This is a genomic window from Candidatus Syntrophosphaera thermopropionivorans (assembly GCF_004353895.1).
GTDB classification, from domain to species: Bacteria; Cloacimonadota; Cloacimonadia; order Cloacimonadales; family Cloacimonadaceae; genus Syntrophosphaera; species Syntrophosphaera thermopropionivorans.
This window is the reverse complement of the sequence record NZ_SMOG01000030.1, coordinates 1-14,871: the sequence shown is the minus strand read 5'-3', so window position 1 is coordinate 14,871 and position 14,871 is coordinate 1. Positions and strand designations below refer to the sequence as shown.

The window sequence follows — 14,871 nt, the reverse complement described above, 5'->3', positions numbered from 1 at the left end:
CTAATCCACGCCGCCAGCGTTCGTCCTGAGCCAGGATCAAACTCTCCATAATAAAGATTCAAATAAATTGACAAGAGCTTTTCCTCGCATCCCCACTCTATAAAGCTTTTAAAGAACATCCATAGGCTAAATTAACAATATCAAATATCAGTTAAAACATAAAGAATAATATAAGCTTTTTTGTCAAGAACAAAAATACATTTTTTTTAATTGAATTGACTTGGCAATTGGTTTATTATCGTTCAAGTTAAGCTATATCAATTAGATATAATCACGAAGAAAAATTATAAAAAAATTTGAAAGTCGCAATTTGATATGACTTCTATGGGTAACGAACTCATAAAGCTTATAGGATTTCTTCTGTTTACTAAGATAAGATAGGTAATAATATCCTCTAACTTCCTGAGTTTATATTAACTGAATATTAATTAGTAATAGGGATGCGGAGTAAAATTGGTTTTCAAAACCGTGATTGTGATATAGCAAAAAATCCTTGACTAATAAGGTGAAGTAGATAAATGAAAAATATTCAAAAATATCAAAAATGGTGGAAGAAATGAGAAAGCTATGGTTAGCTCTTATATTATTATCTCTATGCGTTTTCACACAGGCAATAATAGTAGAAACAGGGTCCTTAAATAATTTTCTAACTGGGCATGAACCTGCTTGTGCTTATGATAATTGGATTTCCCATTTAGCAGAAGGAATTGCTATACCTAATTACAATTTATATGCACCTTATGACAGACAGACCAATGGTTTTGGAGACTTTCGGTTACCCACAGCCAGTGATTTGGTTTACTGGAACGATATGCTTGCTTTATTTTTTGCTGGTGATTATAATGGTGCTCAATCCATTTTAAATGATAATAATTGTCCCTATCAGATAGTAGAATTCCACGACACAGATACAGGCAAAACTCTTTATATACTTCGTGAGATTCCCAATATGCAATATTATGATGATAATGGGACGGAAGATCCATATGATGATGAAGCAGGCGCTTTTGTGTATGGTTGGGGTATTTTTATCTATTATCCTGAGGGCACAAAACCTGTTATTGTAACCGTTCCTCATCCTTGTGATGATTTTCCCACCCCGAGGATGGGACTTCAGGCTTTTAATGTTTGGGATGCACAACATTTAATGATAAATGGAGCAGGAAGGGAGGTTAGATGGACAAATCAAGGTACATATACAAATTCCAAATCTCTTTCTGATGCTATACGTAATCCTACTCATCCCTTTAATTATGTTTACAAAAAGGCTGCAGATTATTTAAGGGACACATTCCATTGTAGAGAATGGTCGTGCCAGATTCATTCTTATGATTGGAACAGGCATCAGGGTTATGCAAATTGCCAGATTTCTGCAGGAAATCCTCGTCCTTGTCCAAATCTTCCAATTCGTGATTTATCTCCTTTAAAGAATGATTTGATTAATCATGGGCATCATCTAATGATTCCCTCAAACACAGTGGGAATACATAATGATGTCTATCTGAACGATTTTTATGCTGTAAATTATAGCATACATGATTTTATTTTTACTGATGGAGTGCATACCTATCCAGTTAATAATCAGATTGATTTACCTGCCTATTCTGAAAATCAACAAATGCTTTATTCTCAAGCAGGTACAACAGATTATGATGTTTTTGAGCCTTTTTTTCATATAGAAATGGATGAGCTGCCCAATTCTTACCGGGAATCCTTGCATAATTACTATTGGTTTTATGGCTGGAATGAACTTCTGGGAAAATGGGATATGGATAATCTTTTTACGCATTTTTTGGAATATTATGATAGATGGATTTATGATATAGAACCCGTCTTAGAGGCAATGTTTCAGATGGATGATGGTCAGCCACCAGTTGCTCCTTCCAATTTAGCAGTATTTAATCAATCTTTAAACAGTGTCACTCTCACCTGGACAAAAGGCTCTGCTTTTGATTTTGATAGTTATGAAATTTATTATGCGACAGAACATATAGATGAATCTAACTATCAAATCTTTGATCGCAATAATAATGCTTTTTTAGCTTCTCCAGACTGCGAAAGAATAGAAGTGACAGGATTGAATAATTCCTATAATTATTATTTTAAAATCCGAGCACGGGATAAAAATCAAAACTACTCAGGTTTATCTAATGAAGTAACCACTTCCTTAGCTCCAGTCACAATTTCATCTTTCTCAGCCTTTGGATTAGATAGTACTGTTCGTTTATACTGGCAGATTGGTGCTCAGCAGAACAATCAAGGCTTTAAGATATATCGTAAAGTTGAAAATGGTGAATATGTTTTAGTAGATTCTTGGCTAACTAATCCAGCTTTATCCAATCCTTCTGCCTATTCTTTTGAATGGTGGGATAACGATGTTATGAATAGAACTCGTTATACCTATAAAATTAGCTCTACCAATATATATAATGTTGAATTTTTCTACAATATTCCAGCTATAGCAGAACCGAGAGCTATTCATACGATTACGATAAGTAATAGTAGTGGTACACTAACGGACCAGATATATTTTAGTGCGAATCCTTTTGCCACGGATGGATTTGATAATTACTGGGATGTGACCAAATCAACTCCAACCAGTAATTATGTCTGGAACGCATTTTGGGAACAGTATTGGGGCACTAATGGCACTCATCTTTCCCGCGAAATCAAAGGTGATTACGATTTGGATAATGAATTGAAGACTTGGGTGATGCGAACTCGTTCTGATCAGATAAATCAAACATTAACCATCAGTGTTTCAGATAATTTTGATCGTGCAGAAAAGCTATATCTCTACGATGGAGGCAATGGCACCTACCATAATCTATTAAGTGGACCTTATCAATATTTAAATTCTAATAGCTCAATTCGCACTATGACATTATTCTGGGGTAATATGCAGCCTAAAGTGCTTATCACTTCTATGGCTAATAAGATATATCAAGGTGGGACCACCATTAATTTTAGCTGGAATTATCAATATCCTTTCCTGGTAGACCATCTGGAGCTTTCCATTATTAATGACTCGGACAGTATACTTCTCAGTCCATCCATTCTCAATAATCAGTTTAGTTTCACCTGGACAGTTCCCAATGATGTTACTGAGATGCAGGATTGTTGTTTTGTCGTGGATGCAGTAGCTATTGACGGGGTAAGAACACGTTTCTGGTCTGATTATCATTTTTCTCTGGTCCCTCAAATGATTCTTTCTTATAATGAGCCCGGGTTGAAGATGCGTTCTAATCCTTGGTTAAATTCAGGTTTAAGTTTTAATCAGGTTTTTGGAGAGTCTCAAGCTTATGAATTAAGTGCGGAAGGTTTATGGATTCCAACCGAAGATTACGATTTCGGGAAAGCGTATTGTGTTTTTAGTGATGAAGTATCTTTTTATAGCGGAACCTTCCCTATTCAAAGTAACGAATATTCACTCAATTTAGTTCCCGGTTGGAATTTTATTCCCAATCCACATCTTTGTGCTTATGACCTTGAAGATTTAAGCTTCCTAATGCGAGGAGAACTATTCAACTTTAGTGAAGTACTGGCGCAAAATCTGATTTCTCATGCAGTTTATGTCTACCGTAATGGAATCTATGAACCCGTCACACGAATAGAACCCTGGGAAGCTTTCTTTATTAGATATGATGGAACGGAAGATTTACAGCCAATAATCAGATTCTATCCTTTCTTTAATGGACCTTCTATAAGCCCTTCGGAACCAGGATTCAAGCTTAAAGTCGTAATGAATGAGGGTGCACCAAATTCCATTGAACTTGGATTACATAAAAACGCAACAGATGACTATGATTTTAAATATGATCTTCTGAAACCATTTCCCTTACCTTATCTGGAGACAAATTCACTCTGGATAAATCTTCCTAATGCTGATAGTACGGATAGCTGGAACTTATATAGTGAGTATAAAGCAGAATTCACTCAATCTAAAGAACAGAAATTCTGGAACATCCGTTTGGAAGCAGTCTCTTTGGAACCAATAACCTTCAATTTTGAAGTGCAGGGGACCACTCCTTCTTGGCAAATTATGATGATGTTAGATAATGTTTCCCATATTGTAGGTACTTCGGATAACTTTATCTGGATTCCTCCAGCTCCGGGGATTTATGAAGGTTATATAAGGGTAAGCAATTATCAGGTGGGCATTGATGACTTTGTGCAAAGTCCTATAAAAGGTCTAAAAATCTATCCTAATCCCTTTAATCCTGAGGTCAATATTTCTTTTTCCACTGCTACTAATAATAATGTAAAAATCAATATATATAATATTCGCGGACAGAAGATAACGACTTTGTATGATGGAAAATTATCTGCTGGTCAGCATACTTTTCATTGGAATGGGAAGGATAGCAATGGTCGTTCAGCTGCCAGTGGCATTTATCTGCTCAGAGTGGAAACTGGAAATGAACATCATACTCTAAAGATGATTTTGATGAAATAATCTTTCTTTCAGAAAATAAAAAATCCCGGGTCATAAGTCCCGGGATTTTTTTATAGTCAATGATAGATTAATCTTTGAGGTTCATTTTTAAAGTGGTTCCGATAGCATAGTTAGTTGGACCATCATCTGTTCCAATGCCTAAAGCAGCATAACCGGTTAAGGAAAGTACATTAGGAATAAGCTTAAATTCTACACCACCGTTAATTTCAAAACCTTTATCTATTACTATTCCTGCAGCTCCAAAAGCGGAAACATTGCGGGTAATATCACCTTTAACTTTACCAACTAAAGAAAGCATAGTGTCATTATTCCAGCTATAGGGATTGTTCCAGTAAAGGTTTAAGGCATCGTTGTTTATATTAATACCATAAATATAAAGGCCATTCTGGTAATATGGAGAAAGAACTGCGATACCATTTTCCGTAGCAAATAATACATCTCCGCTAACTACAACAGGACCAACATCAGCATCAGCTTTAACTGCAGCTCCAATACCAACTTCTGTATCTGCATCCTCTACAAAATGAAGTCCCATAAACACATTGGCATTACAAGTTAGTGCGCCTGAATCATAGCTTAAATAGGGCATCAAGGTGATATGAGTATAATCTTTGTTGAAATAATCAGCATCCCAACCCAGAGATGCATAAAGACCCCATGGTATGGTAGCTCTCTTTTGCATATTAAGAAGAAAATAGTTATAATCGTCTGAATCAAATCTGTTTCGTTCTAAGGCTTTAATCCATCCAACTTCTGTTTCAAAACCTGCCAAATTGTCATTACTAACCATAATCCCTGAAAAAGTGTCATCCAAAATCAAGCTCATATTGTCTTTCCAGTATTGTTGTCCGATTCTAAAATTAGTGTTTCTAAACCGATAATTGAGATAAAGTTCATAGGCATTAATCGGAACTGAAGCTGGTATGGAACCACCTGAACCTCCCCATACGACATCGCCAAATTGTAAAGTGGCTCTCATAGATAAATTAGGACGATACAAGGCATTGATACCGAGCAAGGTACGGTTGTCTATATGACCGCCGTCCTTTTCATTTACATCATTATAGAGGGCACCACGAGTACGATTTTCTCCATCAAATTCAAAATCAATTGCCGCCAATAAACTGACCAGTAAGAGGGGAACGAGTATTAATAATACTTTTTTCATTGTAGACTCCTTTTTTTGTTATTTATCAATATATTAATCCTTATCTAACGATAAAGCAAGGATTAAATAACAGGAGGAACTATATTCAGTTCTTTTTGCATTACTTCTATATCTTTTCTTAAATTTGGAATTACAGGAATGCCTTCTCTTCTTACTTCTATCTCTTTTTCATATTCTTTTTCACCTGCTACCCAGATACGATTTTGACCAGGAAAAGTTAGAGAATTTTGCAATCTACGACAGATATCTCCCGTAGTCTTTTTAAAACTATCCAGATCAGTAAAAAACTCTATATTAATAGCCATAAAGAAATGACCGAGTTTATAGGGTGCTGCTTTACCATTTTCATCCTGACCTAATAATTGGTCTAAAAAACAACCATTTTGAAGAGCTGCACACAGGATTTCTACCATTGTAGCGAGACCATATCCTTTATGGCTTCCCGTAAGTTCATCAGTTCCACCTAAGGGAAGCAAGGAAGCTTGTTGTTTAACTAAATCAACCAGAAGATGATTGGTATCTGTATAAGGTTTTCCTTCCAGATCAATAGCCCATCCTACCGGAGTTTCCTTTTCTTCTCTGGCATATTGTTCTATTTTCCCTCTTTGCGTGATAGAGGTTGCAGCATCATAGATAAAAGGAAAAGCTAAATCCGTGGGTGCACCAAAACAGATAGGATTGGTTCCTAAAAGGGGTTCTACACCAAAAGTAGGACAGACCGAGGGACGAGCATTAGTAAAGATCAGACCAATCATATTTTCCTGACATGCCATATTGGCATAATATCCACAGATGCCAAAATGAGTGGAATTACGCACGGCTACAGCACCTAATCCAAATTGCTTTGCTTTTTCTATAGCAGTTTCCATTGCTCTAAAACTTATAACTTGTCCCATACCATTATTGCCATCCCAGACAGCGGTAGCTGCTTTGTCTTTTATAACCTCAATTCTGGTAACTGGTTCCTGAATCCCTGCTTTTATGCGGTCATAATACATTTTTAAACGACCAATACCGTGGGATTCAATCCCTCTTAAGTCACTGGCAATAAGGACTTCAGAGCATATTTCCGCATCTTCTTCAGGAACACCTGAGCGTTTAAAAACCTCAACCATAAAGTTTTTCAAGGTTTCAACTGGTAATCTTTCCATAATTTAGCCTCCAGATATTTACTTTTTGGGTAAAACCACAGCCTTTAGTGGTGGAAAACCATTAAAATTTACCGAAGAATAGGTCTGTGTGTAAGCACCTGTGGTGAAAATGTACACTTTATCTCCAGGTTGAGTGGTATCAGGCATTTTGTATTTGTAATTTTCATACATTATATCCATACTATCGCAGGTAGGACCAGCGAGAATAACCTCATCTGCCAAGCCTTCTCTTTCAAAGTAGATAGGGAATTTGATAGATTCATCAATAGTTTCAATTAAACCGTTAAATTTCCCCACATCAAGATATACCCATTTATAAAGATTATTTTTAGCTTTGGTGGCAATATTAACTACTTCCGCAACGATGATTCCAGCATCAGCTACCAGAGACCTTCCTGGTTCCATTACCAGCTGAGGCGGATGGTCTCCGAAATCCTCAAAGATAAAGCGTTGAATTTCAGTGCTGTACTCCTGGAAAGAAAAGGTAGGGTCAACATAATTAGCAGGATAGCCACCTCCCAGATTAATCATTTTTAGTTCTATTCCTTCTTCCAGTGCAGCATCAAAGATATATTTACATCGTGCTATGGCATCATCCCATTGTCCTATATCTCTTTGTTGTGACCCCACATGAAAAGAAACTCCCCAGGGCTCCAATCCGAGTTCTACTGCTTGCAGAATAAGGCTATAAATCATATCTGGATGAGCTCCAAATTTACGAGACAGGGGCCAATCAGCACCACTACCTTCAGTTAAAAGTCTAAAATATACCTTTGAACCCGGAGCATTTTCAGCTATCTTTTTTAAGTCATTTTCACTATCTGTAACAAAAATCTGCACTCCTTGTTCATAAAAGAAACGGATATCTTTCGCTTTCTTGATTGTGTTGCCATAGCTTATGCGTTCAGGTGAAATACCTAAATTCAAAAGATGTCTCAATTCATATGAAGAAGCCACATCAAAGTTTGCCCCAAGTCTATCCAGTAAATGTATTATCTCATTCATTGGATTGGCTTTCACAGCATAATATATCTGCAAATTGGCAAAGCTATCTTTCAATTCATTATATTTTGCTTCAACTATATCCAAGTCTATTATGAGTACCGGACTATCCAGTGTTTGAGCATATTCTTTAAAACGCTCAAACCGTTCCGGTTCCATATATCTTTTTAAATTAAAGGAATAGGGTTCTTTATACATCAAAGCATCCTTAGTTTAATTTGAATGAGTCCAAGAATCTTAGAAACAATAATATGTCAATTATTCCTCTCAATCTCCTTTAAAATCTATATGTTATTAAGCCCTTAAAATTGAAGAGGCCTCAGCTCTTGACGAGTTATATATTGACGGAATTTAGGTGCAAAGATACTTCCTGGATTGGATTTTAAGAAATCTCGTGCCTTTCTTTGCATCTGTTCCCCATCTTCAGTTAAGCTCAATTTTAACAGTTCTGCATATTCATTACAGATAGGGTCTTGCCAGCTATGTTCTAAAATAGTTTTAGCCTTTTCTCTTTGATTCAATAAAATAGACCATTCTGCGGCTAAAATGAGTATCTCCTCATCCTGAGTATTTTCAAAAATGGCTAATAAAGTATCCACACAAGCTGGATTCTGCAGCATCATAAGACGAGTGGCAATAAAGAATTGCTGTTGTTGAGTTTTATCCAAACCGAGAACAAACATCATCTGATAGACAGCATCATTGACATAAGGACTTTGGGGGAAGCGGATAACGAAATTATTCATCAGACTATCGGCTACCTCTATATTTCCTTGAAGCAATTCCAGATTAAAAAGAAGGTAGTCACGAGTTTCTCGTAAAATAGGCTCCTGAATAGAGTTTAGAATTTTCAAAGCAGATGGATAATCTTCCTGAGTGAGTTTCAACCGAGCCAGAGCCAGGTCAATATTTTGAATCTCATAAGCGTTAGCACAGAATTTTTTTGCTTCCGTATACCAATATTCTGCCTTTTGCGGATTATGTTCCAGAGCCAAGGTTGTTTCAGCCATCAATTTTCTCGCATTCATATTCACACTTTGACGATAGATATAAGGTCGTTCCGTCATTAAAGAATCAGCTAAAATCTGATTAAGGGTCTCTTGAGTTGCTTCATATCTTCCATTTCTGTAGTGAACCAAAGCCTCTCTTAAGCGATAGGAATTTTTGGTAAAAGAATCGGAAATAACGCTTTGCAAGTATTGGAAAGCCAGCAACGCAATCTCATCATTTCCAGCATTATATTGTTGTTCCGCAAAGTTAACCAGACGGTCTTGGGGTAAGGATTTATACACTTCCAAAGCTGTTAAGTATTGTTTCTGAGAAACCAAGATATTGGCATAGAGTTCTTTAATTACAGGATTAGCACTGCTTTCAGCATAATCCGCTATAGTGGATATACATTCTGGATTCTGATTCAGAATAATCTTACACTGATTGGTAATAAAAAAGACATTGGCAGGATTTTTATCCAGAAAAGCCAGATATTCAGACAGGGCAAGGTCAAATAGACTGGCATTTAGAGCAGCATTTGCAATCTCCAGACGGAAAAGTTCAGGGTCATTTTTTCTTCTTCTTGCTTCTTGATAAATTTGCAAGGAATATTCATAAAATCCTCTTCTTTCAAAATAGGAAGCAAGTAGACGACAAATATTTTGATTATAATTCTGACTGAGTAAATAGGCATCACTTTTCTGTTTTGCCTCATCTGGTTTACCTTGCATAATCAAGAGTAAAATTTCTTGTTCAGTGGCTTGATTAGCAGGTAATATCCTTCTATACTGTCGTAAGAGATTTTCCGCTTTATCCATTTGCGAGGTCTGAAAATAGATATTGAGTAGTTGAATCACGCTATTGGAATCGTTAGGATATTTATCCAGAATCTGAAGAAAGACCTGTTCTGCTTCGGCAAATTTTCTCTGTCCCAGAAGCTGGAAGGCTTGTTGAGTGAGAATATCTCGTTCATTGTATTGAGCAAATAAAGAAAGGAACAAACTCAGGAAAATCAAGATTAAAGATATTTTTTTGCAAGACATCATTCGTTGAGTAGTTTTAAATATTTCAGGATAACTTGTTGATAGGCATGCGGAAAAAGTCTATAGGTATCATCCAGCATTGCTTTACGCCGAAGAGTTTCATAATCTGTTTCCACTGCCTGCTGTTTAATTTCTGGATTAGCAGTTTCTCCTTTTCTTTTCTCGGAAAATTCTCGCTTATTTATTGAGCGTTGAGCATCCAAAAGACGAGAAAGAATGCGTTCCTGACTTTGGAGAACTTCAGGGGTTAGTTGATTATTTTTCAGTTGTCGGCTTACTGCTTCCACTTCATCAATGATTTGTTGAATAGCATTACCCTGTTTTTGTGCTTCGGGATTGTTTTGCAAAGCTCGCTTAAGATTTTCAGCTAATCTTTCTTCTTCAGCTGCAAGTTTTTGTATCTGCTGTTGCATAGCAGCACCCATTCTGCCACCTTGTTGCTGTAATTGCATCATAAGTTGTTCGGCAAGCATATTCATAGCCATCTGTTCCTGACCCATTTGTTCCAGCATCTGAAGCAGAGATTGCATTCCAGAACCACCACCCATTCCAGCAGAAGGATTATTTAAAGTCTGCATCAAATCATAAACCATCAGGTTCAAGCCCTTTTGAATATTTTCCAGTTGCTGAGGAATCTGGTAATACTGCATCTGATTCACACTATTAAAGATTTCCTTAAAACTCCTATCCGTATCACTTAAATCCATATAAAATTTGGGAGGTATAAACATAGTGACCTGAGGTATACTAAAAAGCTTATTCAAGGACATCTGCATACCTTCATATTCTGCTATAAGATCAGGAATGATGAGATAAGGATCCTGACTATATCTCGCTTTGAGAGATTCATGCTGTTTGGAAAAGATTAACAATTCTCTAATGGCTTTTTGCATAGCATTGACCACTTCCTGTTGACTGCTGCCACTCATAGCATTCTTCATATCGCTTAATCTTTTAGTAAATTGTCGCATCTTTTCCAGGGCTTGAGATTGCGATTGACTGGCAGCGGAACGCTGATTCTGTTGTAATTGTTGCTGACTTTGCTGCAGATTTTGACTTAATTGTCCGTTATTCATTTCCTGCAATAAGTCATTCAAATCCTGCTTTATCTGTTTATCTTTTGAAGGATCCAGCAATTGGTTAGCCTGTTCCATAGCTTCCTTAAGATTGTCCAATTTATCAGCAATATTTTTTTGTTCCTGCGCAAGTTGTTCATTACTTTGAGTGGGATCCTGAGTTTTATCCATCAAGGCACTTTGCATCTTTTCCATCTCTTTAGAGATTTGTAATGCTTTATCCAGTGCCTGCTCTTTTTTTATACTTTCCAAGAGCTGGAGGGTTTGATCTATCTTTTTATTGAAATCCTCCATGGAGAATTTAAGGTTTTCCATTGCTTTGCGGAGGTCTTCCGGTTTCAGATTTCTTAAAGCCTCATTAACCTTACTCATTGCCTCTCTAAGCTCATCAGTATTTATTTCCTGCATCAATTCTTGTATTCTTTGCATTTTCTGGAGAGTCTCAGCTGAGAGGGCTTCATTGGCTTTTAGCTTATCTATCAATTGTTGATAGTCTTGAGCAATGTTTTCCACCTGTTCAGTGAGTTTCTCCTGAGTATTAAGCATCTTTTCCAGCTGTTTAGCATCTTCCCAGCTTATTTTATCCTGTTTCATCAATTCCAGTCTTTTTTTCTCAAAATCTTTTTCCAGATTATGTGCTTCTTTAAGAGTGGATTGCAAATCCTGCGTTTGTTTATTTTGTAATCGTTCAATTTCTTTATAAATCTCTTCTATAGAGGGAAAGCGTGCTTTATATTTAGGTGTTTGAGCACTTTGATGGTCAGGAGAATTATCGTATACTTCAGCCCAATAGGTCACATTATCCCCAGGCAGGAGGTTCAGATTATTCATATCAAAATGATAGTCTGTGGTAAAGAGTTTAGTATTAATAACCGATTGCAAAATAATAGATTGAGCCGGACGTTCATTAACCTGATAGTGAAGACTCAAATTTTTCAATCCAAAATCATCACTCGCTGATATGATTAAAGGAAGTTGCAAACTTTGATCCAGCATAACATCCTGTCCTGGATAAAGGATACGAATTTCAGGCGGATTATCAGGAATAATGGATATAGTCTTCTCTTCTGGTTCTGAAGAGCGTCCCAGAATATCATTAAGTTCCAGATACCAAGTTTTCGGAGATAAAACTTTTAATCTGGTAGTAAAATCATTAGCATCAACCTGCTGCATTGTTTGCGTAGTGCCATCGGAGAAATGCATTATGGCTTTATTTATAGGAATATTAGTAGAAATGGAAAGAATGACTTCCGTATGTTTGAAAGCCTCTATATTGCCATAACTCAGGGTATCACGAACATTTCCTAATCCCGTATAAGCAGGATAATGATAATCTATCACCCAGCTTTTAACAAAAGGTTCATCCAGACATTCTACCCTATAAACAGGACTTTTTGCCACTTCATTTTGCACATAATATTCCAAAGTATATTCCAGAGAAGGGAAAGTATAGGAATAGTTATTCAATCCTAATTCCCTCCAATTTTCATCCCAGCGATAAAATAGCCTGTGATGCAAGCGTGTATCAGGCTCTACTACCTGGATTACTAATTGCTGACCTCTTCCAAGAGTGATATTCCCAGGAATAACATCAATGGTGGATTTATAGGCAACCGTTTCCGGTGTGATGGCAGCAAATTGCTTCATTGCATAGCGAAAAGTGTCAGCAGAAAAGCTCCAAACGCTTCCTATTCCAATTAAAAGAAAAAGTATGAGAAACCATAAATCAGCTGGAAAAAGTTTCGGTAAACGATAAGAAACCGATTTTAACCTTTCTGTTGCTTGTGAGGCAAGCACTTTTAATATGGATTCATCTTCCTTTTGCTGATAGAGTTCATAAAGATTTTGATATAGGTCATCCTGATGTTCTGTCTGTTTATCCAGCCAGCGTGCAGTTTGTCCTATGCGATAAAAATGCTTGATCCCCCGATAGAAAATCAAGATAATTAAAAAGATTAGCCCAAAGCGTAAAATATAGTTCAAATAGATTAAAACCACAGATTGAGCAGATACATTCAACCACACCAGATAGTAGATATGAATTCCCAGCATAAAAAAAACAATAGCCACTATCAAACAACGCAAAACTACCTGCAGATTGAGATTGAATCTGAACTTCTGAATTTTATTTAAGAACTCATTCATCTATTTTCCCTGTATTTTACAAAGCTTTTGCCTAAACTTTCCTTTTGGTTTAATATAACTTTTCTATAGTAAAATTATCCCTTAGATCCATTTCTTTTTCAGCGATGAACCTCTGGAAGCACTATATCTTCAAGTTTCAGTTTAGGAGTATGATGCACATTATTTTCATCTCTCCAATATTCTATATCTTCTGGATTTTTGGATTCTTCCAGCACTACCTGGTCTATAGGAACTCCTAAAGCAATCACCAACGCAATATCTCTATCTTCAGGAAACATAAAATAATAATGCAATTCCTCTTTTTCTACTGAGCCAAGATTACAGCATCCATATCCTTTTTCTACCGCACTTAAAGTTATACTCTGAGCGGCAATACCTGTATCTATATATTGCATATTGCCTGCATCTTTCGGAAGTAATAGTATTATATAGGCAGCGGGATGTTCACCTTCCTGGGGACCTTTCCAATTTTGCAAAGAACGAGCAAAATGCAAATTTGAAAACACAAAATCACATTCCTCTTTTTTATAAACTAAACGGTAGCGCAAAGGCTGTAAATTCCTGGCACTGGAAGAAAGACGTGCCGCATTTACCATCTCCAGCAATTCCTCTCTGGATATCCGTTTGCTTTCATCAAAACACCGATAGCTGCGGTTTCTTTTGATTAAGTCAATTAACATCATTCCTTCTTTACTTCTATTAACATTTTTTTATGCTTTATACTAAGTTTTTCTAATTTTCCTTTCTGTCAAACTTAAATTCCTTCTTTTCCCTTTTTGTCCAATTTTTCCATCACTTTCTGATTACTTTTCCCCCATTTTTTAAAAAAATAATTTGCCAAGATAAAAACCAGAAATTATATTATAGATGATATCATACAATATAAGTAGGATATTAAAGGAGAAAATAAAATGAACAGACTTAATAACAAAGTTGCCCTTATCACCGGAGCAGCAAAGGGTATGGGAGAAGCAGAAGCTCGCCTTTTTGCTGAAGAAGGTGCGTCTTTAATTATCACTGATGTAGACTATACCAATCTGGAAAAAGTTGCTTCCGACCTTCAAGCTTTGGGAACGAAAGTGTTGGCTCTTAAACATAATGTGGCTTCTGAAGAGGAGTGGAAAAAGGTTGCCGAAGAAGCGGAAAAAACTTTTGGGAAGGTGGATGTGCTGGTGAATAACGCTGGTATTTTTAGTGTGAGTGGTGTGGAAGAGACTACTATGGAGATATGGAATAAAGTGATAAGCGTTAATCAAACTGGCACTTGGCTGGGTATGAAGTATATTGTCCCCTTAATGAGAAAAGCAGGTGGAGGTTCTATCATCAATATCTCCTCGGTTTACGCTTTAATAGGAACTGGAACCTCGGCTGCTTATCAATCTACTAAAGGAGCTATCAGAATTTTAAGTAAAACTGCTGCCATTGAATTTGCGAAGGACAATATCCGGGTTAATACCATATTCCCAGGTGCTATTGCCACTACAATCACGGAAACTGCACTGGATAAGCCTTCTAAAATGGAAGAAACTACTTCTGATATAATTCAGATAATTCCTATGAAGCGCATTGGAAAACCCATAGAAGTCGCTTATGGAGCCCTTTATTTAGCCAGTGATGAAAGCTCTTATACCACTGGAGCAGAGCTGGTTATTGATGGTGGATGGACTATCCCTTAATTTTTCTTTCGTCAGGTAAAGAAGAAGAAAGTAAGTTCATAAAATTATAAGAAATTAATGAAATCAAATTCTCCAAGTATGTTTCAGGTTGGGGAAAGATAAAGAAAGTAATATCATAAAACTATATTGAATTAAGGACTGAATCAGGGGATGCAGAAAAGTTT

8 protein-coding genes are annotated in these 14,871 nt (G+C 36.6%); 2 read left to right on the top strand and 6 right to left on the bottom strand.

The window, feature by feature from the left end; translation table 11 throughout:
- Positions 1 to 556 precede the first annotated feature (556 nt).
- Entirely contained in the window at positions 557 to 4,456 is a 3,900-nt protein-coding gene (locus E0946_RS06685; RefSeq protein ID WP_133201698.1) for a T9SS type A sorting domain-containing protein, read from the top strand.
- Between the two features lie 67 nt (positions 4,457 to 4,523).
- Here E0946_RS06685 and E0946_RS06680 read toward each other — a convergent pair whose 3' ends face one another.
- The 6 genes from E0946_RS06680 to E0946_RS06655 all read right to left on the bottom strand — a co-directional run bounded on the left by E0946_RS06680 (position 4,524) and on the right by E0946_RS06655 (position 13,714).
- On the bottom strand, positions 4,524 to 5,624 hold the full coding sequence (locus E0946_RS06680) for a hypothetical protein (RefSeq protein ID WP_133201697.1): 1,101 nt from the start codon (positions 5,622 to 5,624) through the stop codon (positions 4,524 to 4,526).
- Between the two features lie 62 nt (positions 5,625 to 5,686).
- Positions 5,687 to 6,775, bottom strand: coding sequence for an Ldh family oxidoreductase (locus tag E0946_RS06675; RefSeq protein ID WP_133201696.1), 1,089 nt, complete (start codon positions 6,773 to 6,775; stop codon positions 5,687 to 5,689).
- An 18-nt stretch (positions 6,776 to 6,793) separates the two neighbouring features.
- The gene (locus E0946_RS06670) at positions 6,794 to 7,975 is read right to left on the bottom strand and encodes a type III PLP-dependent enzyme (RefSeq protein ID WP_133201262.1); all 1,182 of its coding nucleotides are present in this window, start codon (positions 7,973 to 7,975) and stop codon (positions 6,794 to 6,796) included.
- A 104-nt stretch (positions 7,976 to 8,079) separates the two neighbouring features.
- Positions 8,080 to 9,813, bottom strand: a complete 1,734-nt coding sequence (locus E0946_RS06665; protein WP_133201695.1) for a tetratricopeptide repeat protein — start codon at positions 9,811 to 9,813, stop codon at positions 8,080 to 8,082.
- A complete protein-coding gene (locus E0946_RS06660) occupies positions 9,810 to 13,031 on the bottom strand; it encodes a DUF4175 family protein (protein ID WP_133201694.1) in 3,222 nt (1,073 codons plus the stop codon). The genes E0946_RS06665 and E0946_RS06660 overlap by 4 nt, the downstream gene beginning before the upstream one ends.
- A 98-nt stretch (positions 13,032 to 13,129) precedes the next feature.
- Positions 13,130 to 13,714 (bottom strand): nitroreductase family protein, encoded by a 585-nt coding sequence (locus E0946_RS06655; RefSeq protein ID WP_243713750.1) that lies wholly within the window; start codon positions 13,712 to 13,714, stop codon positions 13,130 to 13,132.
- Positions 13,715 to 13,942: 228 nt separating this feature from the next.
- Between E0946_RS06655 and E0946_RS06650 the strand changes: the two genes are divergently transcribed.
- Positions 13,943 to 14,707 carry an SDR family NAD(P)-dependent oxidoreductase gene (locus E0946_RS06650; protein WP_133201265.1) on the top strand — a complete coding sequence of 255 codons (765 nt, stop codon included), beginning with the start codon at positions 13,943 to 13,945 and terminating at the stop codon, positions 14,705 to 14,707.
- Positions 14,708 to 14,871 lie beyond the last annotated feature (164 nt).

Coding starts and splice junctions, on each gene's coding strand:
- E0946_RS06670 (WP_133201262.1), bottom strand. CDS start 7,975: ATGTATAAAGAACCCTATTCCTTTAATTTAAAAAGATATATGGAACCG.
- E0946_RS06660 (WP_133201694.1), bottom strand. CDS start 13,031: ATGAATGAGTTCTTAAATAAAATTCAGAAGTTCAGATTCAATCTCAAT.
- E0946_RS06685 (WP_133201698.1), top strand. CDS start 557: ATGAGAAAGCTATGGTTAGCTCTTATATTATTATCTCTATGCGTTTTC.
- E0946_RS06665 (WP_133201695.1), bottom strand. CDS start 9,813: ATGATGTCTTGCAAAAAAATATCTTTAATCTTGATTTTCCTGAGTTTG.
- E0946_RS06680 (WP_133201697.1), bottom strand. CDS start 5,624: ATGAAAAAAGTATTATTAATACTCGTTCCCCTCTTACTGGTCAGTTTA.
- E0946_RS06655 (WP_243713750.1), bottom strand. CDS start 13,714: ATGATGTTAATTGACTTAATCAAAAGAAACCGCAGCTATCGGTGTTTT.
- E0946_RS06650 (WP_133201265.1), top strand. CDS start 13,943: ATGAACAGACTTAATAACAAAGTTGCCCTTATCACCGGAGCAGCAAAG.
- E0946_RS06675 (WP_133201696.1), bottom strand. CDS start 6,775: ATGGAAAGATTACCAGTTGAAACCTTGAAAAACTTTATGGTTGAGGTT.